Raw genomic sequence first — 24,533 nt, 5'->3', positions numbered from 1 at the left:
GTCATTTGTTCGCGCACACTGCCCGGCCATTTAGTTTAAAGTTATCCATAATGAATCAGCGCTTTGCCCGGTAAACCCCTCAGGGCCCTCAGCGCATCAGGCGCACACCATAAATAGCGGCGGTTTTATTTCCATCGGCAGCTACAAACTTCACCGTTATTGCACCAGCATTGGTCTTCAGGCTTTCTGGTATCGCGTATTCTTTGGTTACAAAGGTATCAGGTCCTGTACCGTTGAGCGATACATGCGCCAGCTTCAAATCGTCCAGGTAAATATCAAACTCACGGCCGTTTTCCCTGCCATAATAAGTGATACCCAAAACTTTAACATCTGCATTTGTACGCAGGCGATAACTGAAAAACCCGGTCGCGCTGCGCCAATGTAGATTTCTGAAGATACCTGTTTCTGATTTTTCTGCTATCATGCCGTGGTCGTTCTCGGGCTGCTGTTCGCCGGGAGCAACCGCATCTACCGAACGGGCAGCCAACTTAATGTAACGCTCGTCAAGCAGGGCCAGTTCCTGCTCCCGTTGTTGGATGCTATCGGGTTTAGCTACCGGCCAATACAGCATGTACCGGCTATCATGCACTTTATAAAACGGGATCAGTTTAAGATTTTTAAATTTCGGCTGTACAACCAGGTCGCTGATCTTGTAAGTTAGCGGAGCTGCGCCGGCAACTGCCTTAACTTTAGTTACCAGGTCTGTACCGCTGCCGGCCAGCAATGGCGAAGCCGGTAAGGGATAAAGCGGCCCTCCGGCTATGTGCCCCCAACGGCTATCACCTGCAAATAAGCCAGTAAGCTGCGTAGTATCTGTAGGCGCCGCAAGCACAATAGGCCCCCGTAAAAATGATACCCAGGCCGAGTGATCAGGTAGGTACTCAACGCTGGTTTTCATTGGCAGGGATACGGTTATGCGGTCGCCCGTTTTCCAGGGATGCACCAGTTTTACATATCCTTCCGCGTTATGGGTGTACTTAACAGCGCGGTTGTTTATCGTAACATTGAATCCGTCGGAACTCAACCATCCTGGTTTACGGATATAAATGGCAAATTTACCCGGGCGGCTTAATTTAAGCGATAAAGAAGTGCTCCCGGCATCCGGAAACTTTGTTTGCTGAGTTACCTCAAACCCTTTCTCTTTCCAGTTAAGTACCGAGGGAATAAAAAGATTTACATACAGATCGTCGCCTTTATGCGAATAGATCAGTTCGCCATATTTGCCATGGTTTTCAATACCAGTACCTACACAACACCAAAAACTTTGATCGGCCGTTGAGTAAACACGGTAATGCTGCGGGTGTATAGGTGTAAAGTAAACAAAGCCGCCGGTTACCGGGTGTTGCGATGACAAAATATGATTATACAGCAAACGTTCATAAAAATCGATGTAGGCAAGCCGCGTATCATCAACAAACAGCATTTTGCTCAGTTTAAGCATATTATTGCTGTTACAGGTTTCCGGGCCCTGCTCCGACTCTAACATGGTAGCAAAATCGTTAACGGGATTAAAATGCTCGCGCACGCTGTTGCCACCAATAGCTATCGACCGTTTGTTCACCACCGTATTCCAAAAAAAACGGGCGGCAGAACTATAACCTGTATCATTGCTTAGCCCGGCTATGCGTTCAAAACCAATAACCTTGGGTATTTGCGTGTTGGCATGCAGGCCGCTCAGCTTATCTTCATGCCGCTCCAGCGGTACCAGTATGGCCCGGTGCGAGAATTTCTCTGCCAGCGCCAGGTATTTTTTATCACCGGTAATAGCATACGCATCGGCAAAAACTTCATTCATCCCGCCATGTTCAGTTCCTAACATCTGCTGCATCTGCGTGGTGTTCAGTCCGGCCACTTCACTATCAGCCCAATCGCATAATTTAATAAAAACCGCTTTCGCTTTCGCGTTACCCGCAAGCAAATAAGCATCGCGTAAACCGGCGTATAATTTGTGTAAGTTGTACCAGGGCACCCACTTTGTATTAAAATCGCTCAGATCGCCGGTTTTCAGCTGCGCCCACATCCTGTTGCCACCCGGAACGCCGCCCACATAACCATTGCCGTTTTTTTCCTGGCAGCGGGCCAGTTCGTTAACCATATAATCCAACCGATGTTTGCATTCCATATTACCGGCAGATGCATACATTTGTGCGAGGGCGGTTAAATAATGCCCGCCGGTATGACCGTCCAGACCCGAATTTTCCCAATTGCCGTAACTTTCGGCTTGGGGAACAAGCCCTGCTTCGCGCAGATACGGGGCCAGCAACCTATCGGGCTCCATTTTCAAAATATAATTCAGGTCAACCTGTTCTGCCTGCTTAAAAGGGCTTTCCAACAGGCGCACATGATCTAACTTAAATAATTGCATTTTGCCCGACTGACCATACAACGAGGCGACAGGTAGCGTCAAAACAACCAGTAGTTTAATGGTTAAAACAGCTTTATTTTTCATGTGATTTTGAATCCCCCCGAATATTATTTAAAGGTTATCATCTACCGTTCTATACGATCTCAAAGCACAACCCGGCAGGCCAACGCCACATAGGTGACTACCCTGTTCCGGAAATGCGATTAATTGTTAAAAAAACACTTATAATTGATTGCTGGCAAATATAGATAATTGGAAGGGCCCAAAAAATACAGATTTTATATTTCGGTAAAATTGTTTTTCTTATCCAGAACACTACGGGAACGGATGTTGTTACCCGTCATTGCCGCGTTAAGCAGATCAACCGGCAAAAATAAGGTGTTAGTTTCTGAAGAAGCAAACATCAGCAGGCGATCAAATAAAAATACAAACACTTTCAAGCGGCTATCGTGTACATAATTACTATACATTTAAACAAAAAAACAAGGTTTTATATCCTAATACAAGTCCGCCTTAATTGTTTTAACCGGGTTGCCGCGCTCCAGCATATGATGTTCCATCCACTGGCTTTGCTGCTGCGCCACCAGGTGCTCGGTTTGCCAAACCATCACCTTAGCCTCCAGCCGGGCCAAACACAACTTTTTATTTTCAAGCTGCGAGCGGCTATCCATCGCTAACACCTGCAGGCCCGATGGCATATGCGTAGCCCTGACAGCCGTTTCAACCTTGTTAACGTTTTGCCCACCGGGGCCTGAGGCGCGGATTGTTTCCAGTTTCACATCTTTGGGATTCCATTGCATTAGTTCCTTCACATCAAAAGCGGCTACGCCTACAAACCAGTTTTTGCGTTTATGAAACTTTCGGTAAGGGCTTTGCGCTATCCATTGGATGGTGCCGACCCATTCTGTAATGAAAGCATCAAGCTGGTCGCCTTCGGCCATCATGGTTGCCGATAGTAAAGTGCCGTTTAACCCGGCGGCTTTGTTTTCGAGTACCTGTAAGTTGATGTTTTGTTTTTTGGCCTGCTTCATCATCAGGCTTTGTACGCAGGCTACAACCCGGCAGCATTCTGCCGGGCCTTTGCCTGATGTAACCTGGATCATTATCTTTTTCATCATTACTCCTTATTCATTCGTACAATCCGCGGAAAAAACCGGCCCTGAATATCAACCAGGTCGCGCTGGGCGGCTATTACGGTTTCGATATCCTTATAAGCCAAAGGATTTTCTTCCACCGTACCGCCAATCAGCGCAACGCCGGCGCCGCTCAACAGCTTTTTCATGGCGGATACGGTCATGCTCTCCTTAGCTTTTTGCCTGCTCATGGCCCTGCCCGCGCCGTGCGATGCCGAATACAGCGCGTCGCCTACACCTTTGCCCGATACCAGGTAGGCTGGGGTGGTCATGCTGCCGGGAATAATACCCAGTTCACCGGCATGTGCAGGGGTAGCGCCTTTACGGTGCATAATCACCTCCCGGCCATTGGCCAGTTGCTCTTTCCAGGCAAAGTTGTGATGGTTTTCTACCACGTGCAAAGCTTCCAGGCCCAGGGCCTTCAGCAGGTTGGAGTGGATGCGCTCGTGGCAGGCTTTTGCATAATCGCCGGCAAGGGTCATGGCCAGCCAGTACTCCTGCCCGGCTTCGGTATCCAGATCAAGCCAGGCCAGTTGCTGCGCATGGCGGGGCAGCTTGCAGGTATTCATGGCTATTTGTGTAAAATGCCTTGCTATGGCCGAACCTAAACCACGGCTGCCGGAGTGCGATAACAGCGCAACATACTTTTTAGCCGGCAAACAACCTAAGGCGTTATCAGCCAAAAGTTCTATTTCGCCAAATTCCACAAAATGGTTGCCGTTGCCCGATGTTCCTAATTGCCTCGCGGCTTTGCCGTGCAACGGCCTTAAAAGCTGCATTTCACGAAACAGCAGGTTATCCAGCACCTCATGCTCCTGCCTCACATCCAGTCCGCCTTCCATGCCAAAGTGGGTATGGTTTTTCAAGGCTTGTTTAATTTGATAATCAAAACGCTTCAGGAATCCGTCAGTTTCGTCGATAACAGACAAGGCCATCCTGCAGCCGATATCCATACCTACCGCGTAGGGGATCACCGCGTTATCGGTAGCCAGTACCCCGCCAACAGGCAACCCGAAGCCCATATGCGCGTCGGGCATCAGCGCGCCTTGTACGCTCACCGGCAGCAGGTTAGCCAGCTCCATTTGTTTTTTGGCCGATGTTTCGATTCCCTTGCCGCCGTAGGTTTTGCAAAATACAGGTTCGTCACGCAGCTCATAAGCCTTAAACGCCGGGCCATCGGTTTTGCCGATCACCTTTTGTGCTATCTTGGCTGTAAGCTCATTATCCAGGAATGCTTCCGGATTGTTTTTTATTTCCACCAGCAGATCAAGCAATTGCTGTTTGCTATAGTGTTTAAAATTTTTTGAGGCTATGCCAATAACCAGGCTTCGTAGCTGATCATTATGATAACCTATTTTACTCAGATCTTTTGTTCTTAAATTGCCCATGTGGGTTATATTTTATTCCCGGAAAGCACGCTTTGGCCTCGCCGGGTGTTTTTTTAATCTTGCTAACGCGATGCAAAACAGCGCCAATATTTACGGCACAATAGTTTATACACGCATTTGCGCAGGTCAATAAATGTTTTAAATTGATGGTTGGCTTCCGTTTATCCCCGAAGATGAGGATATACCCTTTTTAACAGCGCTCAGGAAACCCGGTAACGGCGACAGGCAAAACACTTACAGGCATGGCGATCCAGCCATGCAATTATTTCAATACAATAAAATACAGTGTTTTACTGCCTTATTGGGCAATGAGCGAAAGGGGCGATATGTAGCGTTGCTCTGTCATGATTCCTTGATGTTTAAAAAGTTAATAAATCAGGAATTGCGGCAAAGATAGGATTTTGTTTTTGAAAATATCTTAAAATATTTTCTCTGCGCAAATACACTGCGCAGCTCGGTTATACTTTTGTATCATTGTAAACTGGTTGCAACGATAACCTATACCTACAAATCAAAAGAAATAATTTACACAAATGTTATTAACCATAACCACAACGCATACCCCCGCAGATGATCTGAGCTTTTTGCTGCATAAGCACCCCGGCAGGATCCAGCAAGTGGAGTTATCGGCCGGCAAGGCTCATATTTTTTATCCCGAAGTAAGCGCGGATCAATGCACCGCCGCCTTGTTGCTGGATATTGATCCGATAGGATTGGTACGAAGCGCCGGGCCAAAGGGCAACGATTTCGCGCTGGAGCAATATGTGAATGATCGCCCTTATGTATGCAGTTCGTTTATGAGCGCGGCTATTGCCAAAGCATTTTCATCGGCATTAAATGGCCGTTGTAAAGATAAACCCGAACTGCTTGATGTTGCCATGCCTTTTGTTGCAAAACTTTCGGTGTTGCCTGTACGTGGCGGCGAAGGGTTGCTTAACGCGTTATTTGAGCCGCTCGGTTACACGGTTGCAGCTACACAGCACCCGCTCGATCCGGCTTTTCCTGAATGGGGTATGAGCCGTTATTTTACCGTAGAGTTAACCAATACCATCACCCTGCAGCAACTGCTTTCGCATTTATATGTATTGATCCCGGTTTGCGATAACGATAAGCATTACTGGATTGCGAAGGATGAGATCGAAAAATTGCTTGATAAAGGTAAGGCCTGGCTCGAAACGCATCCGGCCCGGGAACTCATTGTGCGCCGCTATCTTAAAAATCAGCGTAAACTAACTAACCTCGCTTTCGAGGTTTTGGTGAATGAGGATGAGATGGAGGAAGAAACCGACGAAAAAACAGAAGCGGAGGAGAACCCTGTTGAACCCGCCGATCCAAAACCTCGCATTCATGATCTGCGCCTGCTGGCCGCCCGCAATGAACTATTAGCGGCCGGGGCAAAACGTGTAGCAGATTTGGGCTGCGGCGAAGGCAAACTCATGAAATTATTAATGGCCGAGAAACAGTTTGAATTTATACTGGGTATGGATGTAAGCTACCGCTCGCTCGAGATAGCTAAAAGCCGTTTAAGGTTGGAGCGCCTGCCCGAAAAACAGCGTGAGCGTGTAAAACTGATCCAGGGATCGCTTACCTATCGTGATAGGCGGTTGGAAGGGTTTGACGGCGCTGCACTGGTTGAAGTAATTGAACACCTTGACGAAGCACGGCTGGCAGCCCTGGAGCGCTCAGTTTTTGAGTATGCAAAGCCCGAAGTAGTGGTAGTTACCACGCCCAACGCGGAGTACAACGTAAAGTTCGAAAACTTAGAGGGTGGTAAAATGCGCCATACCGACCACCGTTTTGAGTGGACACGAAAACAGTTTGAAGCATGGGGAACCAGCCTGGCCCTTAAGTACAACTACGATGTAATATTTAAACCGATAGGCGAATCAGACCCGGCGGTAGGTTCATTAAGCCAGATGGCTGTGTTTTGTATCCGCGTAAAAGATGCCGGTCAGTTTATTTAATTTTTAAAGATCAAAAATGTCGACCAATAAAACTATACAAATACCCGAGCTATCATTGGTAATACTGATGGGCGCTACAGGTTCGGGCAAATCATCATTTGCGCGCAGGTATTTTAAGACTACGGAAATCGTATCCTCAGATACCTGCCGCGGCCTGGTAAGTGATGATGAAAATAATCAGGCCGCATCAGCCGATGCCTTCGCGCTGGCCCGGTATATTGCCGGGATGCGTTTAAAAAACGGTTTACTAACTGTAATTGATGCCACCAACGTGCAGGAGGAAGCACGCAAAGACTGGATAAACCTGGCCCGCGAATACCACTGCCTGCCGGTAGCCATTATTTTGAACATGCCCGAAAACGTATGCGCCCGGCGCAACGCCTTGCGGCCCGACCGGAATTTTGGCGCCCACGTTATCCCGCAGCATATAGCCCAACTAAAGCGCAGCTTAAAAAAACTGAAGGTTGAAGGTTTCAGGCATATCATCGAGTTGCGCTCGCCCGAAGAGGTAGACACTATCACCGCCATTGTACGCGATCCCTTATACAACAATAAAAAGGAGGAGGCTGGTCCGCTGGACATTATAGGCGATGTGCATGGCTGTTATGATGAACTGGCCGGTCTTTTAACTAAGCTTGGTTATGATAATAATAGTGGTACCTGGGCGCATCCCGAAGGCCGAAAAGCCGTTTTTGTAGGCGACCTTGTTGACCGCGGCCCTAAAACGCCCGAAGTGCTCAGGTTGGTAATGAACATGACCACGGCAGGTAATGCCTACTGCGTACCTGGTAACCATGATATTAAACTGGTGCGCTGGCTTAACGGTAAAAATGTACAGCCAACGCACGGCCTTCAGGAATCGATTGATCAGCTTAGCCTGGAAACACCTCAGTTTAAGGAACAGGTAAAACGCTTTTTAGATCAATTGGTAAGCCACTACGTTTTTGACGGCGGAAAGCTGGTAGTAGCGCATGCCGGCCTTAAGGAAAATATGCATGGCCGCGGCTCGGGCGCAGTGCGCGAGTTTTGCTACTATGGTGAAACCACCGGCGAGATCGATGAGTTTGGTTTGCCCGTGCGCCTGAACTGGGCAAGCGAATACTCCGGAAAGGCGATGGTGGTTTACGGGCACACCCCTGTACCCGAAGCACAATGGCTCAACAATACCATTGATATTGATACAGGCTGCGTATTTGGAGGCTCGTTAACAGCCCTGCGCTATCCCGAACGTGAACTGGTTGCCGTAAAGGCAGCCGAAGTGTATTGTATCCCGGCGAAGCCCCTGGATCATGGTAAAGCGCAGTCAGCTAACCTTACCTTGCAACAGGAAAATGATACCGTACTTGATATTGCCGAATTTACCGGCAGGCACATAGTTGAAACAAGGCTGGCAAACAACATCACCATCCGTGAAGAAAATGCGATAGCAGCGCTGGAAGTAATGAGCCGCTTTGCCATCAACCCGAAATGGTTGATCTATTTGCCGCCTACCATGAGCCCATCCAAAACAAGTACCCTGGATAACTACCTGGAGTTCCCGGCCGAGGCATTTGAATACTATCAAACTGCCGGCATTAACAAAGTTGTTTGCCAGGAAAAGCACATGGGCTCGAGAGCTGTGGTTATTGTGGGGCGTAATGAAACCGCCATAAGTAAAGCATTCGGCATCAGCGGCGAAGGTATCGGCACTATTTACACCCGCACCGGCAGGGCCTTTTTTAATGATCAGGAAACCGAACAGGCTATATTGCAGCGGCTTAATCAAGCGCTTGAAGCTTCGGGCTTTTATAACCAGTTCAATACGGATTGGGTTTGTTTGGATACCGAACTGATGCCCTGGAATGCCAAAGCGCAAACGCTGTTACAATCGCAATACGCGCAGGTAGGCAGTGCGGCCACAAACGCGCTCTTTAGCGCAAAGGCTGCTTTGGAGAAACTGGTGAGCAGGGATGCCAGCGGGCAGGCTTTGCTGGATGAATATAGTTTGAGGGCGAAAGAAGCCGGGCAGTTTATCAATGCCTACAGGCAATATTGCTGGGAGGTTAACAGTATTGATGATTATAAACTGGCACCTTTCCATATCCTTGCTTCGGAAGGTAAACAGTGGACAAGCCAAAACCACGAGTGGCATATGGAAGAGATTAAAAAAATCTGCCAGGCCGATGAGGCCCTGTTGTTAGCTACTCCTTACAGGATAGTTGAACTTGATAACGCTGCCGATATACAGGGAGCTACCGAATGGTGGTTAAACTTAACCGGTAAAGGCGGCGAGGGTATGGTTGTTAAACCCTATAGTTTTATTGAAAAAAACGGTAAAGGTTTAATTCAACCGGCTATTAAAATAAGGGGGCGCGAGTATCTCAGGATCATCTACGGCCCGGAATATACGGCCCCCGAAAACCTGGAACGCCTTAAACAACGGGGCCTCAATGCTAAGCGAGGTATGGCCATGCGCGAATTTGCCCTGGGCATTGAAGGCCTGCAGCGTTTTACCGATAAGGAACCTTTAAGGCGTGTACATCAATGCGTATTTGGCGTACTGGCTATGGAAAGCGAACCGGTAGACCCGAGGTTGTAATCATTAAGCTTAACTGTTTAGCATTCAATCAATGCTAAACAGTTGATCCTTAGATTCTCAGAACACGGCACTATCGCAGGTTTGGTGCGGGTTTGTCACCTACGCCGCCCATTCGGTGGGAGTTTTACCAAACCGCTTTTTAAAGGAATGCGAAAAGTGCGAAAGGCTTTCAAAGCCCAGATCGAGGTAAATGGCCGATGGTTTTTTGTTTTTGTGTTCAATAAGGTGCAGGGCCTCGGTTAGCCTGCGTTCCTGCAGCCAGTGCCGGGGCGAAGAGTTAAACGTTTTTTGAAAATCGCGCTTAAAACCGGCGAGGCTGCGCCCGGTTAGCTGCGCGAATTTTTCTACCGGGATATTGTAATGAAAATTGCTCAGCATAAATTCTTCCAGATCGATTTTATACGGGTCTGAAAAATCAAATAAAAACTTGCTCAATCCGGGCATTGCGTTCAGTAACAATTTCACGCCTTCCCTTACCTTTAAGATGCCCATCTCGCTTGTTATCTTCTCGCCGGGGTTACGTACATAAGGTACTACCGATTGAAAATATCCCTGCAAAAAGGCATCCCGCGGCACCAGGATATTTTGCGGACCAACATATTTTTCGGTTATCTCTATCCGTTCTTCCAAGGCTATTTTCCTGAGCAGATCTTCCTGTAAAGAGATTACAATGGTTTCATAGTTTTCGCCGGGGAGGGGTGTTTTGGTGATCTGCCCTAACTGGTTTTTACCGATCAGCAGCATCTGGCCCCTGCGCATGGATATTTTTTGCGTGGCCGTTTCGAGCGTAAATAATCCCGAAACCTGCATCACCAGCGTGTTGTGCTTTAAAAAGCCGACTTTATCTTTTCGCATGGCCGAGAGGTATGAGTAAAAAATAACCCCGGGCACAATTTCGGTTGGATTGATCATTTCAGGTAAAGATATAAAACAAGAGGGGCTCATATGCAAGCCCCCCGGTTATGGTTATTGATTATCGTTGCAGGTAGGTGCCGCCCAATATAGCTCCAGGAGCAAATTCGGTATTAAGCAAATCCATTTCTGCGGCAGTAAATTCAATTTCCATGGCTTTGATGTTTTCGGGCAACCTTGAGCGGCGGCTCATGCTTACCAGCGGCATAATGTGATGGCCCTGAGCGTTTACCCAGGCAATGGCCAGTTGGGTTGGCGTGAAGCCTTTATCTGCTGCCATTTGCTTAAACACTTCTACCTTTTCGAGGTTTTTCACCAGGTTATCGCCCTGGAAGCGGGAAAAATGGTTATGATAGCTATCGGCAGGCAGCGGCGCTTTCATATCGCCGGTTAACAAACCCTCGGCAGTATTGGCGAAGGCTACTACGGTTATGCCTAATTCTTTAGCTGTCGGCAAAAGGTCGGCCTCTATCTGGCGGTCGGCTAACGAATAACCTATTTCCAGCGCCGATACCGGGTATTCGCTGTTGGCTTTGCGCAGCTGATCAGCAGTGATCTCCGATACGCCCAGGTGGCGCACTTTCCCCTCTTTAATTAAATCGGCCACGGTGCCCATTATATCCTCTACCGGCACGCTGTTGTCCATACGGCAGGGCTGGTACAGATCAATCGTATCGATGCCTAACCTTACCAGCGAATAATTGATAAAGTTTTTAATGGCGATGGGCCTCAGATCTAAACCAAGCCATTGCCCGTTATGGAAAATAGCGCCGAATTTTACGCTGATAAACGCATCGTGGCGACGGCCTTTAACAGCTTTGCCCACCAATAGTTCGTTATGGCCGGCACCATAAAAATCGCCGGTGTTTAAAAAGTTTATTCCCTTATCCAGCGCTTCGTTTATGGTGGCTATGCTTTCGGCTTCATCATTAGCCTTGCTTCCCCATACCGACGACATGCGCATGCAGCCTAATCCTAATTTTGAAACCAGCGGGCCGTTGTTGCCCAGTTGTATTTTTGATATCGTTGTCATTGATTGATGTTTTAATGTTTAACGATACAAAGATCAGCCTGTTTGCAGGGCGAGGGTTTTCGCCTACGGCTCAATTTTGTTGCCTGTTCGGCTCAAACAGCCCCGGTTGTGCAACTCGCGAAAATTACTTTTAAAATTAATTGCATCCATTTGAAGAAATCGCGGTAAGAAATTTCTACACGAATTGATTTTCAAACTGTCCACAATTATTCGAATTACACGAATTTCAAATTTTACTCTAATAAAAATTCGTGTGAAAATCTCTTAGTTATCCTCTTGCAGCGGGCATCTTTTTTAAAATCGATTGCTATGCACGGCAGCGCCAATCCAGATAAGGTAAGCCGCGTTTTCGGAGATTAAAATTGTGTTTACTTAAATACAGCGGTAATAAACAGGCATCCCGCTTGATAATTTAACGCCTTAAATTGAAAGGGGGGGCCGATTATAATCAAGTGCAGCTATCGCGGATAAGATCATAAAAACATCACCCGCAAACAATATTTTAATAACCAATCATTTAGTTCTGCTCAATCTCCTTCAGGCTATCCATTTTTTTATACGCTAAAAACCCTTTTATATCCTCAAAGTGTTCACGTACGCGTTTGTTGCCAAATTCAAACACCTTTTTCACCAGGCCATCCAGGAAGTCACGGTCGTGAGAAACGAGGATCAACGTACCGTCGAAGTCGCGCAGGGCATCTTTGATGATATCCTTGGTCTTCATATCCAAATGGTTGGTTGGCTCATCCAGTATCAATACGTTTACCGGTTCAAGCAACAACTTGATCATAGCTAAACGTGTTTTTTCGCCGCCCGAAAGTACCTTTACTTTTTTGGTGGTATCGTCGCCGCTAAACATAAACGCGCCCAACAGGTCTTTGATCTTTATCGTGCCGTCGCTTAAGGGAATCTGGTCGATAGTTTCAAATACTGTTAAATTTTCATCCAACAACGAAGCCTGGTTTTGGGCAAAGTAGCCGATTTTAGCGTTATGGCCAACTTTTAAGCTTCCTTCAAAGTCAATTTCGCCCATAATTGCTTTGATCATGGTTGATTTACCTTCGCCGTTTTTACCAACAAAAGCCACTTTTTCGCCGCGTTCAATAACCATGGCCGCCTTCTCAAACACTACGTGGCCGCCATATTTTTTTGTGAGGTCTTCCACCATCACGGGGTATTGGCCGGAGCGGGGCGAGGGCGGAAATTTCAACCGCAACGCCGAAGTATCAACCTCATCTATCTGGATGATCTCCAGCTTTTCGAGCATTTTTACACGCGATTGCACTTGTAACGTTTTGGAATACGTTCCCCTAAACCGATCTATAAATTCCTGGTTATCGGCAATAAAACGCTGTTGTTCCTCGTAGGCCTTAAGCTGGTGCACCCGGCGCTCGGCACGTAACTGAAGATAATGGCTGTACTTAGCCTTATAATCATAGATCCTGCCCATCGTAACCTCGATGGTACGGTTGGCGATATTGTCTACAAAAGCACGGTCATGCGAGATCACCATCACCGCCTTGGCCGAGTTTACCAGGAAATCTTCCAGCCATTGGATACTCTCGATATCCATGTGATTGGTAGGCTCATCCAACAAGATCAGATCGGGCTTTTTCAAAAGTATTTTTGCCAGTTCGATACGCATACGCCAGCCGCCCGAAAATTCAGAAGTTTGGCGCGTAAAGTCTTTTCGCTCAAAGCCAAGCCCTTTTAATACTTTTTCAACTTCCTCATCGTAATTTACCTCTTCCTGCGAATACACTTTCTCGCTCAGTTCAGATACCCGCTCAATGAGCTTCATATAATCGTCGCTATCATAGTCGGTACGGATGTTAAGCTGCTCATTAACTTCCTCAAGCTCCTTTTGCATTTTATTAGCTTCGTCAAAAGCTTTCATTGTTTCTTCAAAAACGGTAACGTTGTCTTCAGTTAGCAAATGCTGCGGCAAATAGGCAATTACGGCATCTTTAGGGCCGGTTACATTGCCAGATGTAGGCTTAGCCGCACCGGCAATTATTTTAAGGATGGTTGATTTGCCCGCACCGTTTTTACCCATCAGGGCAATTTTATCATTCTCATTGATAGAGAAGGTTACATCGCTGAACAAGGTGGTTCCGCCAAACGAAACCGAAATATTGTTGACATTAATCACTATATGGAGATATTGAATTTTGCGCAAAGATAAGTGAAAGACACAGGATTACAGCTAAAGAAATGACAGGTGCAAAACCGGCAAACGGTTAGCTTTAAACACTTCATTATAATTGGTTCAGCAACCTGTTATTGTACCGGCCATAATTATTTAAGGATGTTATAGCTCTTTAAAAAGCTTTTGAGACCGATTTTGCCTAACCAGCAATGAACCTTGTCATTTATGTAACTATTGTTTAAGGTTTTTTATAGTTAGGTTAAACAAAATCCCGATTGCTACCTAAAACGTATTGGATAATTGTGAAATAATTTCTTAATTTCACGACATAATATTTATAAAAAGGGAAGGGAGGAAACTTTGCCCGATAAATATTGCAACAACCTTATCATAAATCAGGCGCGGGATCGCACAAATTGAAAAAATCATCCAATTATAATCCCCCGGTTTACCACTAAGGGGCTGTGCAATACGACACCGGGGGTGCGCAAACAGATTTAAACGACAGTTAAAAATAAATTACCGCGAATGAAATTTTTTGCAGATTGTAACGTTTGCTTATCAAATACGTCTATAGCTTAAGTTATAACTATATAAAACGGGCCATTGCGTTCCATCTTCATATATTCGCGGCGTTTATGCTACCTATTGCTTCATTATCTGGTTTTCCGTAACCAATATTTAACATTTTCAATCCTTAGCTAACCAGTTCATCACCGGTTTTAACGATATTCCCTAGTGTTCTTTAATTTGTGTTTTTTTATTAAAAAATACAGTTTTAGTTAATAAATAATGCGCCGTACAGGGGCAGCGCATTGTTTTTTTTAATGTTATATTTTATTTGGCTAAGCATAAGTAACTCGTATTATCAAAGATCACAGTTATCCGTTCAAGCAGCTATTACCTCGAAATTAACCGTCTATCGCGTTGATTTTGCCGTATAAACGGATATAAGCCGGTTTCCGCCATTACTCATTTATTCACGCCTCCGGCCATTAAAAAAGGCTGCCTCTTTACAGAAGCAGCCTCGGATATATATTGAATTTTTATTAATTACCTTAATCAGAGCTTTGATCGCTGCCATCACCGTTATCTGCCGGGTCATCAGAAGGGGTACCTACAATTTTGTAAGCCTTGCTGCCATTCTGCTCGGTTTCCTGGTAATAAAAGCCGTCGGGAGATACAAACAGCTTTTCGCCGTTTATTTTGATCTTCCTGCAATCAGGAGGCAATTGGGTTACAATATCACCCATTTGCGGGCCCTGATCGTAATCGCCGCTTCCGCCCTGATCGGTATTTAACTGACCGTCTTTACCGGCAATTACATATACGGTTGTGCCGTCATCCTTGGTATATGGCTGATAATAAACGCCATTTAATTCATAATACTGTTCGCCATTGATCATGATTGATTCAGCACCTGAAGGCAGGTTTTTAATTTCTGCGCCTACCGGCGGCTCAACTACAGTATATTGATCATTATATTGACGATAGTATAAACCATCGGCATAATAGTACTGGTAATCGCCCCACCAGAATGGATAGTAGCCGTATGGCAGGTAGCCAATGCTAAAACCTAAACGTGGGTAATAATATGACCAGTAATAATTGCGGTACGGATAATAGTAGTGGTTACCAAAATAACCACCGCGACCGCCATAATGGCCACCGTAACCATAAGTGCCCGGATAAACTCTGCGGCCACCATAGCTGTAGTTACCGCCGCGGTAAAAACTGCCACGGCCGCCGTTATAGGAACGTCCGTCTACAGTAGCGTAGCTTCCACGGCCGCCAATACCGCCATATACGGTACGACCGGTGCTGCCATAACTACGTTGAGGCGCTACCGATGATGGGTTTGGCCTGATTCCGTAACTGCCGCGACCACCATACTGTTGCCCTGACGACGGGCTGATTGAACTGCCTATGCTGCCACGTGGGCTTGCACCATAACTACGTGAAGGAGGGGCAATTGCCTGGCCGCCGCCAAATGATTGAGACGGACGGGAAAAACTACCACCGGAAGGACGGGAAAAACCGCCGCCTCCGCCACCACCGCCAGACGGGCGTGAACCGCCTCCGCCGCCTCCACCACCGCCACGAGATCCACCACCGCGTTGTGCATCGGCATTGAATGCTAAGGATAAGCTCAACAAGCCCCCCAAAGCGATTGTTAACAGATTTTTATATGTCCTTTTCATGATGAAAGATTTTTTTAACAGATCAGCAGGGTATTTTTGCTGATATAAATATATAGACTATTAAAAGTTTAAACGGTTTAATGCGTTTTTAATTATTTTTACTCAAAAAGCGAACCATTTTTTGCCTGTACGTAGTTACTAACGGTTTCGCTACTCCACATCCTCGGCAATAAACAAAAAAGGCTGTTCAAACTGCAGGCTGAAAAAACCGTCGCCCGTGGTTTGATACCTGTTTCCGCTCAAAATTTCAAGCCCGTTTACCTGCAAAGCTACCGGAGAAGATAGTATTTCAATCACTTCGCCGGCGGGCTTCCATTTGCTGAAACCCGGACCAACCGGGTAAATCTTTTGTTTTTTGCAGAAAACCACAAGGTTGATTTTATCTGCATAAAACAAATAATCAGTTTCGCTAAAACGGTCGGTAACCACATTAACCGCCGGGTAACTATTTGCTACCAGGTATTTTAATGCTGTTACAGGAGGCTTGTCACTACCAACCGGCATCACTTTCACATCCGATTGAAAATGGCTCCAATCACCATCACCAACTATCCAGTCAACCTTAGTACCCAGCGCGTCCAGCTTTTCGGCCATGTCGGTTGTGCAGAGCACTGTAGGGCTCCATTCCAGCAGTTGCCCCAGCATCTCCTCATCAAAAGCATCCATACTTAACACCAGTAAGGCAGGCTCCTGTTTTTCGCGAACAATATGGTGTGATGACATTGCTAATGTAGATGGACGAGATGAATATTAAATGAAAATATAAAGATGAGATTTTTATCGGAAACCAACGGCCAATTAACATTTTATGACGGAAGGGTGGTGCTAAAGCTCCCTTTGTCGATATTCAAGCCAGTGGTCGGTGTTTTAAACGTACCCCATGATTTAATAGTGTAATGTTTAATTTGGAGCAATCTGCCGATAGCATAAGGGTGGTGCGGTGAAAACACCGATCACAAGCTCAAACATCCGATTGCTCATAATTGGTATCCAGCGCAAATAGTGTGTGTATTTTATTACGATCCCCCTTGAGCGACAAGAACTTTATCGCGAGCGGCTACACGCCTCAATACCCCAATAACTTCTGCATCGTTTCCTCCAGCCGGGCCTTCGCCAGAAACTGCTCTTCGAGGGCTTTGCTCATCGGGATGGCGGTGTCCAGGCTGCCGCAACGCATTACCGGGGCGTCGAGGTATTTAAAACAATGTTCAGAGAGGTGGGCAGCAATTTCGGCGCCAAAACCGCTGGTAAGCGTATCTTCATGCAGCACCAGCGCCCTGCCTGTTTTTTTTAAGCTTGCTTCAACTGCTTCCTGATCCCAGGGCTGCAGGCTGCGCAAATCAATAATCTCGACAGATTGATCCGGATGTTTTTCCGCGTATTCCATAGCCCAATGCACGCCCAGACCAAAGGTGATGATGCTGGCCTGGCTACCTTGCCTGATGACGTTAGCCTTGCCTATTTCAATCATCATATCACCATCGGGCACATCGCCGTGAATGCCGCGGTATAAATACTTATGCTCAAAATAAAGTACCGGGTTCGGGTCATCAACCGCGGCCAGCAGCAATGCCTTGGCATCTGCCGGGAAAGCGGGGTACACTATTTTTAGCCCGGGAGTTTTGGTAAACCAGGCCTCGTTGCTTTGCGAGTGGAACGGCCCGGCGCCGGTGCCCGCACCTGCCGGCATCCTGATCACCACATCAACTCCCTGGCCCCAGCGGTAATGTGTTTTGGCCAGGTTATTCACAATCTGGTTAAAGCCACAGCTCACAAAATCGGCAAACTGCATTTCAACAATGGCCTTGTAGCCGTTAAGCGCAAGCCCCATGGCCGCGCCCACAATGCCCGATTCGCAAATGGGGGTATTGCGTACCCGGCTTTTTCCAAACTCTTCAACAAAACCCTGGGTAATTTTAAAGGCACCGCCGTATTCGGCAATATCCTGGCCCATAATTACCAGGTTGTTGTGCCTTCGCATCGCGCTTTTCAGGCCATCGCTAATGGCATCTATATAGCGCTTATTGGTAACGGGGAGTGCCGGTTGTTGCGCTACCGCGAATCTGTAAGGCGCATACATATCCTTCAATTCGGTAGCTATATCCGGTACAATATCAGGCTCTGCATCGGCCTTTTCTATCTCGTTTTCAATAATTTTGCTGAACTCCTGCCTGATCGCCGGGATTTGGTCTTTTAACAATACCCCCGACGCAAGCAGGTATTTTTCGAAGTTGGTAACCGGGTCTTTAGCTGCCCACCATTCAAACAGGTTTTGCGGTACATATTTAATCCCCGAGGCTTCTTCGTGGCCGCGCATCCTGAAAGTCATGCACTCCAGCAAAACCGGGCGTGGGTTTTCGCGGATGGCTTTATTTAATTCGGTAATGGTGTGGTAAACCTCCAATATGTTATTTCCATCTATCCGGCGGCCTTCAATACCATAGCCAATAGCCTTATCAACCAGTTCGCGGCAATTGTATTGCTCGCTGGTTGGCGTAGAGAGGGCATAACCATTATTTTCAATTAAAAATATCACCGGCAGCTTCCATACCGAAGCGATATTCAGCGCTTCGTGAAAATCGCCTTCGCTGGTGCCGCCCTCGCCGGTATAAACCAATGTCGATTTTTTCCTTTTAGATAACACGTCAGCCAGGGCAATGCCATCGGCCAGGGCAAGCTGCGGGCCGAGGTGCGAAATCATCCCGATGATCTTATACTCCTGCGTACCGAAATGAAATGAACGGTCGCGCCCCTTGGTAAAACCCGAGGGCTTACCCTGCCATTGCGCCATCAGGCGCGAAAGCGGAATCTCCCTTGTTGTAAAAACACCGAGGTTACGGTGCATGGGTAAAATGTACTCATCGGCATTCATGGCCAGGGTACTGCCAACAGCTATAGCTTCCTGGCCAATACCCGAAAACCACTTGCCAATGCGCCCCTGTCTTAACAGTATCAGCATCTTCTCTTCAACCATGCGGGGAAACAGCAATTTTTTATAAAATGCCAGCAGGGTTTCATTATCGAGGTTTTTCCTGTCAAAAATCATACTGTAAAACTACTGAAGTTTTCAAAACTTTGTATGTTTGGTGTTACTATCCAAAAACTATGAAACATAAGCGTATTTTGCTTTTTGTGCTGCTATGGCTATGCGGATTTACCGCCGGCGCGCAGGACTTCTTTTTATTGCCACGAACTTTTTTTGTACATAAAGGTGATAAGCTTAACCTGCACCTGTTAAGCGGCAGCGAGTTTAAAACCGACAATGAATTTAAATCAGCGACAGCCAAAGCCACTAAGTTTATGCTGTACGAAGGATCAAAAAAAACAGACGTATCCAAAAGCGGTAACCCCACCGATAGTGTGTTGCTGAGTTACCCGATGCAAAACCCGGGACTGGCACTTTTTGAACTGCAACGGGAAGACGAAACAGAATCGGAACGAAACAAGTTTTTACGAAACCTGGAGAGTGAGGGCCTTGATAAAATGGCCGAAGACGCGAAAGCCAGCAGTCAGCAGTACTTTGTGGAAAGGTTTCACCGCTATACCAAAACCCTGGTTATTGTTGACAAGGCCAGTGGAAAAGACTTCGATAAGCCCTTAGGCCAGGATTACGAAATTGTGATACAACAAAACCCCTATAAAGCCGCTTATGGCGATGATGTTACCGCGCAGGTGCTTTTTAAAGGTAAACCTTTAAAAGACGCGGTGGTAATTCAATATGTACGCACCATTAACGGTACCGTAATCCCTCAAAAACTACTAACAGACGGTAGCGGGCTGGTGTTTTTTAAATTAAGCCGCGAGGGCGTTTATATGATCAGCACAACCCACGTTGAGCCATCGCAGGATAAAAAAGCCGACTACGAAAGCTGGAGCGCCACTTTCACTTTCGCCTTTGCCAATACCGACGATGAGCCTAATACTTACCGCGAGTTTGGGTTTGGGAATAAACACTGATTTTGATTGGTGACAGTTGCAGACTCGGTGGCAGTTTAAGCCTATTCGAGCCTGTAGTCGGTGTTTTCACCATACCACATAATTTAAAGAAGTTGCGCTAATTGAACGATAACATTCCACCCTGGAGCATGGTCGGTGTGATAAGATAACACAACGACCATGGGCTCTATGATTTACTTTAGTTAACGGCTATGCCCTAAAGGGTGAGGCGCCCGGAAAATTACGTAATAAAGCTCACTAATATATCATCGCCTTTTTCATATTTCTGCCATGGCGAATAAGGAGTAATTCAGCACAAGGCAGTTATTCTTTCCTCTTCAAAAATTTATACTTCGCCAGCTTTTCATATAGGTAACCATCCCGCTTCATCGAGTCCGAAAGGGTTTTGTCGTCCGTGTCGTCAAACTTCCCTACGCCAATCCGTTGTGAACTGTAAATGCCGGTATGCCCGCTAAAAAGGTACGCTGTAATACAGGCTATCGCGAAAAGCAACGCATACTCGCCGCCAAACAATTCAATCCCCATAAAAGTACAGGCCAGCGGGGTATTGGTGGCGCCTGCAAAAACCGCTATAAAGCCTAAAGCGGCAAACAGGCTTACCGGCGCGTTAAGCAACGCGGCCAATGTGTTGCCCAATGTAGCGCCGATATAAAAAAGCGGGGTAACTTCGCCGCCTTTAAAGCCTGTGCCAAGGGTAACGGTAGTATAAATAGTTTTCCAGAGCCAGCTCCAGGTATCTGCCCCGCCGACATGAAAAGCGGAAGGGATGGTAACCGCGCCCGGATCTTCGGCATCTACTCCTAAACTCAGGTAATCGGGTTTCCCGTTGATCAGGAAGAGCGCAATAATAATTAAACCGCCTATGGCCGGGATAAGCCATGGCGTTTTTACATATCGCACAAAAAAGCTTTTGATACCGTGCACCATACGGGCAAATAGGTAGCTGGTTAAACCAAAGGCTATTGAGGCGATAATTATTTTGATAATCAACAGCAAATCAACTGAAACATAACCCGAAAACCAATGCGGAGCGGCAGGTATAATATCAATATGGTAAGCGGTGTGGTGTATACCCCAGGCGGCCACGGTAATATCGCCGGTAATGCCCGCTATAAGGCAGGGTAACAGCGCGTTGTATTGTACCCGGCCAATGGTTAGCACCTCGATGGCAAAAACAGCGCCCGTTAGGGGTGTGCCAAACACAGCCCCGAAGCCTGCGGCTATGCCCGCAGTAAGCAAGGTTTGCGTATCGGCCGGGTTTAAGTTAAACCACTTACCCATCATCTGGGCAATGCTGCCCCCCATTTGCACCGCCGTACCCTCGCGTCCGGCCGAACCGCCAAACAAGTGGGTGATAATAGTGGTAAGCAACACCAGCGGCGCCATGCGTTTAGGTACGCCGCCCCCGGGCGTGTGAATTTCGTCAATAATGAGGTTATTGCCCTTTTCGGCCGAACGGCCGAAAAGCTTATAAATAAAATAAATGGCAATACCGGCCAAAGGCAACAGGTATAACAGCCGGTTATGCGCAAAACGGAAATGAATAGCCAGGCTTAAAACCCATAGGAACAAAGCTACCGCGCTGCCTATAACCATGGCAACCGGAATAACAATTACTGTAAACTTTAAAGCGTTTTTTAAAATTGAAAAATGCTGCGATGAGAAAAGCTTGTTTTGCATAATGCTGATATTTAAAAGCCCACAAAAAATTAGCACAGGTTATAAACCCATGTTTTAATTATTCTGTAGGCGCCATCAGCTTTTCAGGGCGGTTGAGTAGGAAGACACCATTTCCTTTTTTAATGCCGCTAAGATAGGATGTTTTTATTTAAAATAAAATAGCCTTACTAAGCGCGCATGCAGCAGTAAGGCTATTTTCCTGACCTGATAACAGATCGCTTAAGTTATACTACCTAAGCAAGGCTCAAGGTTTCCACATCCTTAAGGGCCAGCAGCATTAACTTGCCCTGGTACTCTACCCAGATGTCGGCGAAGCCATTTTCCTCGTACCCCATAAATTTTAATGGATGGCCAATCTGGAGGTTTCTCCACTTTTTGCCGATGTACCTAAGGAGTTGTCCGCTTTTTAGTGTGTGCTTTGCCATAAGTTTAACTTTTAGGAGTGAAAAACTAAGTTAATTAATATAAACGACAAAATTTAACTTTTGAATAATAAAGCCGCACTGTATCAGCTTTATTACAACTGTTCTTTAAACAGCTTTGGCTTTACTCTGCTCAATTACCTCGAGATAAAAGTTTTCGTATTTAGGCAGAATGGTAGATAACTCGAACTCTTTGGCACGGGCCAGCGCGTTCTCCTTAAAGGTAGTTAAACGTTCTTCATTTTCCAAAATAAATATTGCTTTTTCAGCCATCCCGTCAACATCTCCGGGGGCTTTCAAAAAGCCGGTTACCCCATCCACATTCAACTCGGGGAGGCCGCCCGCGTTACTGCTGATCACCGGTACTTTGCAGGCCATAGCTTCAAGCGCCGCCAGGCCAAAACTTTCGGATTGTGAGGGCATCAGGAACAGATCGGAAACCGAAAGGATCTCTTCAATGGCGTCCTGTTTACCTAAAAAGCGTACATCGTCAGTCACACCCAAATCACGGCAGAGCTGTTCGCACATGGAACGTTCCGGGCCGTCGCCAACCATCAGCAGTTTCGACGGGATTTTTTTGATCACCTTCGCAAAAATTTTCACCACATCTTCCGTACGTTTCACCTTACGGAAATTAGAAGTATGCACCATTATTTTTTCGCCCGATGGCGCGATAGCTTTCTTAAAATGATCTTTGGGTTTCAGGCTGAAGCGGGTCAGATCAATAAAGTTAGGGATCACCAAAATATCCTTTTCTATCTCGAAGAATTTATAGGTATCATCTTTAAGGTTTTGCGATACAGCTGTAACACCATCGCTTTGGTTGATGGAAAAGGTTACCACCGGTTTAAAGGTGCGGTCTTTACCAACCAAAGTAATATCGGTACCATGCAGGGTGGTTACCACCGGGATGTAGATGCCATAGGTCATCAAAATTTGCTTAGCCATAAACGCGGCCGAAGCATGCGGTATGGCATAGTGAACGTGCAGCACATCCAGTTGCTCATGGCGTACCACATCAACCAAACGGCTGGCCAGGGCCAGCTCATACGGCGGGAAATCAAACAGCGGGTAGTTGGATACCGAAACCTCGTGGTAAAACAAATTTTCGGAAAAGAGATCCAGGCGCGCCGGCTGGTTATAGGTAACAAAATGAACCTGATGACCGCGACCCGCAAGGGCCTTACCAAGCTCCGTAGCTACAACCCCGCTTCCGCCAAAGGTTGGGTAACAAACAATTCCGATTTTCATTAATACGTTTTGATTAGTGCAAGTTTAACAGCAATTTACATCAAAAATGTTAAGCTTATGTAAAATGATAAGGCAATGATAATATGATTATAACAGCGGAAAACTTAAACATGTTTTGCCCGTTTAAACACAGATTTACAACCAACAACGTATTGATTATCAAAATGGAAAGCAATCTTAATTTAACCATTAACGGCATTCAGCATATCGGGGTGCCTGTAACCGACATAGAAGTATCACAGCAATTTTACACGCGGTTGGGCTTTAGCAAGGTGATGCAGGCCCCTTTTACTGATAACGGCGGCACCGGCACCTGCGTAATGATGCAGCGCGGCAGCATGATTATGGAGCTATACCAATTGCCTGAAGCAGGCCTGGCCGAAATCCGTTCACGCCGTAACGGGCATATTGACCATGTTGCTTTTGATGTGGATAATATAGATAAAGCTTATAACGCGGTTAAGGAAGCCGGTTTTAATATCATCGAACCGGAGCCGGTATTTTTACAATTCTGGAAAAACGGCTGCAAATATTTTAACATCACCGGGCCGGATGGCGAGCGGCTGGAGTTTAACCAGGTGCTTTGATTTCGGAATCAGTTTCCGTGATTTTGTCATGCTTCGTTCCTCAGCATGACAAAATATTTATTTGCTAAAACGCCCTGAACAATGGCCTGCTGGTTAACGGAGAAAACGACCATGGTATTGAGCTTAATATTACCAGCAAAGCGACGGTAAGCCATATGGCCATGGTTTTAAACTTTTCCTGATCGGTTGTTTTGCGTTTGGCCTTGGCCGATGCTATGGTGATGAGCGTAATACCGATCAGCATCATGGTGATATGCTCCATGCCGAAAAAACGGATTTGGCGGTTATGTACCGCCTCCTTAAAATGATGCAGAAAATAACTGACCACCGGGCTGATAAAATACAACCACAAACCAACGGTTAGCTGCACATGGGCAATGGTGGCAGTAATTACCCGCACCCGGTTATCAAACTTTGAAAAAGGTTTATTGCCTAACCAGCCGGTATAGGCTCGATACAAGGCAAAAACTAAACCGGCCAAAACAAACCAGCGGATGAGGGAGTGCAGTGCTAAAATAAAGGCGTACATATATAATGTATGACGAACGGCAAAGGAAAAGATTTTAAGCAGTATATAATATTTTACAGCCTTTCAGCGATATAATCACTCGCTTTTTCGACCGGCTGCGTTACAAATTTCCATGCAAACGAACATGTATGCGTGTGGACCTGCTTATTCATTCAAACTGCCATCGCTCTTAGTATATTCTTAGCCCGTGGTTATTTTCAGGCTGGCCTCCTATAAACAACTTTTATCCCATGAGCCGAAAAACCTGGACATAATTCAAAGTGTCATTTTTACGCATTGATAGTTGTTTCGTAAATATTTAGTTATAAATTTGATAGGCAGCAATTTATTGCAATCGATTGAGTAATTTGCTAACCAAAATCCTAAAAAATCATACATAAACCA

General features: G+C 46.3%; 18 protein-coding genes and 1 riboswitch. Of the genes, 4 read left to right on the top strand and 14 right to left on the bottom strand.

The window, feature by feature from the left end; translation table 11 throughout:
- Window positions 1–88: 88 nt before the first annotated feature.
- The 4 genes from LX99_RS22230 to LX99_RS22215 all read right to left on the bottom strand — a co-directional run bounded on the left by LX99_RS22230 (window position 89) and on the right by LX99_RS22215 (window position 4,886).
- The gene (locus tag LX99_RS22230) at window positions 89–2,449 is read right to left on the bottom strand and encodes a glycoside hydrolase family 127 protein (RefSeq protein ID WP_109609830.1); all 2,361 of its coding nucleotides are present in this window, start codon (window positions 2,447–2,449) and stop codon (window positions 89–91) included.
- A 194-nt stretch (window positions 2,450–2,643) separates the two neighbouring features.
- The gene (locus tag LX99_RS22225; RefSeq protein WP_109609829.1) at window positions 2,644–2,835 is read right to left on the bottom strand and encodes a hypothetical protein; all 192 of its coding nucleotides are present in this window, start codon (window positions 2,833–2,835) and stop codon (window positions 2,644–2,646) included.
- 27 nt (window positions 2,836–2,862) lie between these two features.
- Window positions 2,863–3,483 carry a peptide chain release factor H gene (gene prfH / locus LX99_RS22220; RefSeq protein ID WP_170122770.1) on the bottom strand — a complete coding sequence of 207 codons (621 nt, stop codon included), beginning with the start codon at window positions 3,481–3,483 and terminating at the stop codon, window positions 2,863–2,865.
- The gene (locus tag LX99_RS22215) at window positions 3,483–4,886 is read right to left on the bottom strand and encodes an RtcB family protein (protein WP_109609827.1); all 1,404 of its coding nucleotides are present in this window, start codon (window positions 4,884–4,886) and stop codon (window positions 3,483–3,485) included. The genes prfH and LX99_RS22215 overlap by 1 nt, the downstream gene beginning before the upstream one ends.
- Before the next feature lie 533 nt (window positions 4,887–5,419).
- Here LX99_RS22215 and LX99_RS22210 point away from each other — a divergent pair.
- Both LX99_RS22210 and LX99_RS22205 read left to right on the top strand, forming a co-directional pair.
- On the top strand, window positions 5,420–6,850 hold the full coding sequence (locus LX99_RS22210) for a 3' terminal RNA ribose 2'-O-methyltransferase Hen1 (RefSeq protein ID WP_109609826.1): 1,431 nt from the start codon (window positions 5,420–5,422) through the stop codon (window positions 6,848–6,850).
- Window positions 6,851–6,866: 16 nt separating this feature from the next.
- The gene (locus LX99_RS22205; protein ID WP_109609825.1) at window positions 6,867–9,428 is read left to right on the top strand and encodes a polynucleotide kinase-phosphatase; all 2,562 of its coding nucleotides are present in this window, start codon (window positions 6,867–6,869) and stop codon (window positions 9,426–9,428) included.
- A 99-nt stretch (window positions 9,429–9,527) separates the two neighbouring features.
- Here the strand turns inward: LX99_RS22205 and LX99_RS22200 are convergent, their stop codons facing one another.
- The 6 genes from LX99_RS22200 to LX99_RS22175 all read right to left on the bottom strand — a co-directional run bounded on the left by LX99_RS22200 (window position 9,528) and on the right by LX99_RS22175 (window position 18,769).
- Entirely contained in the window at window positions 9,528–10,340 is an 813-nt protein-coding gene (locus LX99_RS22200) for a helix-turn-helix domain-containing protein (RefSeq protein WP_109609824.1), read from the bottom strand.
- A gap of 61 nt (window positions 10,341–10,401) precedes the next feature.
- Window positions 10,402–11,373 carry an aldo/keto reductase gene (locus LX99_RS22195; protein ID WP_109609823.1) on the bottom strand — a complete coding sequence of 324 codons (972 nt, stop codon included), beginning with the start codon at window positions 11,371–11,373 and terminating at the stop codon, window positions 10,402–10,404.
- A gap of 517 nt (window positions 11,374–11,890) precedes the next feature.
- On the bottom strand, window positions 11,891–13,525 hold the full coding sequence (locus LX99_RS22190; protein ID WP_109609822.1) for an ABC-F family ATP-binding cassette domain-containing protein: 1,635 nt from the start codon (window positions 13,523–13,525) through the stop codon (window positions 11,891–11,893).
- A 1,055-nt stretch (window positions 13,526–14,580) separates the two neighbouring features.
- Entirely contained in the window at window positions 14,581–15,723 is a 1,143-nt protein-coding gene (locus LX99_RS22185; protein WP_109609821.1) for a DUF6515 family protein, read from the bottom strand.
- Window positions 15,724–15,873: 150 nt separating this feature from the next.
- Complete coding sequence (locus tag LX99_RS22180) at window positions 15,874–16,446, bottom strand: thiamine diphosphokinase (RefSeq protein ID WP_109609820.1); 573 nt, start codon at window positions 16,444–16,446, stop codon at window positions 15,874–15,876.
- Window positions 16,447–16,789: 343 nt separating this feature from the next.
- Window positions 16,790–18,769: an alpha-ketoacid dehydrogenase subunit alpha/beta gene (locus tag LX99_RS22175; RefSeq protein WP_109609819.1), complete on the bottom strand. Its 1,980-nt coding sequence runs from the start codon at window positions 18,767–18,769 to the stop codon at window positions 16,790–16,792.
- Between the two features lie 59 nt (window positions 18,770–18,828).
- Between LX99_RS22175 and LX99_RS22170 the strand changes: the two genes are divergently transcribed.
- Window positions 18,829–19,680, top strand: a complete 852-nt coding sequence (locus tag LX99_RS22170) for a DUF4198 domain-containing protein (RefSeq protein ID WP_170122769.1) — start codon at window positions 18,829–18,831, stop codon at window positions 19,678–19,680.
- A gap of 303 nt (window positions 19,681–19,983) precedes the next feature.
- Here the strand turns inward: LX99_RS22170 and LX99_RS22165 are convergent, their stop codons facing one another.
- From LX99_RS22165 to bshA, 3 genes are all read right to left on the bottom strand, one after another.
- Window positions 19,984–21,360, bottom strand: coding sequence for a voltage-gated chloride channel family protein (locus LX99_RS22165; protein WP_109609817.1), 1,377 nt, complete (start codon window positions 21,358–21,360; stop codon window positions 19,984–19,986).
- 59 nt (window positions 21,361–21,419) lie between these two features.
- Window positions 21,420–21,484: riboswitch (Fluoride riboswitch) on the bottom strand.
- A gap of 109 nt (window positions 21,485–21,593) precedes the next feature.
- Window positions 21,594–21,785 carry a hypothetical protein gene (locus LX99_RS22160; protein WP_022830213.1) on the bottom strand — a complete coding sequence of 64 codons (192 nt, stop codon included), beginning with the start codon at window positions 21,783–21,785 and terminating at the stop codon, window positions 21,594–21,596.
- 105 nt (window positions 21,786–21,890) lie between these two features.
- Window positions 21,891–23,033, bottom strand: a complete 1,143-nt coding sequence (gene bshA, locus LX99_RS22155; RefSeq protein WP_109609816.1) for an N-acetyl-alpha-D-glucosaminyl L-malate synthase BshA — start codon at window positions 23,031–23,033, stop codon at window positions 21,891–21,893.
- A gap of 164 nt (window positions 23,034–23,197) precedes the next feature.
- Between bshA and LX99_RS22150 the strand changes: the two genes are divergently transcribed.
- Entirely contained in the window at window positions 23,198–23,620 is a 423-nt protein-coding gene (locus LX99_RS22150) for a VOC family protein (protein ID WP_170122768.1), read from the top strand.
- Between the two features lie 64 nt (window positions 23,621–23,684).
- Here LX99_RS22150 and LX99_RS22145 read toward each other — a convergent pair whose 3' ends face one another.
- Window positions 23,685–24,149, bottom strand: a complete 465-nt coding sequence (locus tag LX99_RS22145) for a hypothetical protein (RefSeq protein WP_109609814.1) — start codon at window positions 24,147–24,149, stop codon at window positions 23,685–23,687.
- Window positions 24,150–24,533 lie beyond the last annotated feature (384 nt).

The sequence above is a fragment of the Mucilaginibacter oryzae genome (genome assembly GCF_003148845.1).
Classification (GTDB): Bacteria; Bacteroidota; Bacteroidia; order Sphingobacteriales; family Sphingobacteriaceae; genus Mucilaginibacter; species Mucilaginibacter oryzae.
The sequence above is the reverse complement of the archived record's forward strand: the minus strand, read 5'-3'. Positions and strand labels throughout refer to the sequence as shown.

Bases quoted from the DNA above. Each gene is read 5' to 3' on its own strand.
- LX99_RS22185 (WP_109609821.1), bottom strand. From the start codon at position 15,723: ATGAAAAGGACATATAAAAATCTGTTAACAATCGCTTTGGGGGGCTTG.
- LX99_RS22145 (WP_109609814.1), bottom strand. From the start codon at position 24,149: ATGTACGCCTTTATTTTAGCACTGCACTCCCTCATCCGCTGGTTTGTT.
- LX99_RS22200 (WP_109609824.1), bottom strand. From the start codon at position 10,340: ATGATCAATCCAACCGAAATTGTGCCCGGGGTTATTTTTTACTCATAC.
- LX99_RS22230 (WP_109609830.1), bottom strand. From the start codon at position 2,449: ATGAAAAATAAAGCTGTTTTAACCATTAAACTACTGGTTGTTTTGACG.
- bshA (WP_109609816.1), bottom strand. From the start codon at position 23,033: ATGAAAATCGGAATTGTTTGTTACCCAACCTTTGGCGGAAGCGGGGTT.
- LX99_RS22180 (WP_109609820.1), bottom strand. From the start codon at position 16,446: ATGTCATCACACCATATTGTTCGCGAAAAACAGGAGCCTGCCTTACTG.
- LX99_RS22150 (WP_170122768.1), top strand. From the start codon at position 23,198: ATGGAAAGCAATCTTAATTTAACCATTAACGGCATTCAGCATATCGGG.
- LX99_RS22225 (WP_109609829.1), bottom strand. From the start codon at position 2,835: ATGTATAGTAATTATGTACACGATAGCCGCTTGAAAGTGTTTGTATTT.
- LX99_RS22165 (WP_109609817.1), bottom strand. From the start codon at position 21,360: ATGCAAAACAAGCTTTTCTCATCGCAGCATTTTTCAATTTTAAAAAAC.
- LX99_RS22170 (WP_170122769.1), top strand. From the start codon at position 18,829: ATGAAACATAAGCGTATTTTGCTTTTTGTGCTGCTATGGCTATGCGGA.
- LX99_RS22175 (WP_109609819.1), bottom strand. From the start codon at position 18,769: ATGATTTTTGACAGGAAAAACCTCGATAATGAAACCCTGCTGGCATTT.
- LX99_RS22160 (WP_022830213.1), bottom strand. From the start codon at position 21,785: ATGGCAAAGCACACACTAAAAAGCGGACAACTCCTTAGGTACATCGGC.
- LX99_RS22210 (WP_109609826.1), top strand. From the start codon at position 5,420: ATGTTATTAACCATAACCACAACGCATACCCCCGCAGATGATCTGAGC.
- LX99_RS22195 (WP_109609823.1), bottom strand. From the start codon at position 11,373: ATGACAACGATATCAAAAATACAACTGGGCAACAACGGCCCGCTGGTT.
- LX99_RS22205 (WP_109609825.1), top strand. From the start codon at position 6,867: ATGTCGACCAATAAAACTATACAAATACCCGAGCTATCATTGGTAATA.
- prfH (WP_170122770.1), bottom strand. From the start codon at position 3,483: ATGATGAAAAAGATAATGATCCAGGTTACATCAGGCAAAGGCCCGGCA.
- LX99_RS22215 (WP_109609827.1), bottom strand. From the start codon at position 4,886: ATGGGCAATTTAAGAACAAAAGATCTGAGTAAAATAGGTTATCATAAT.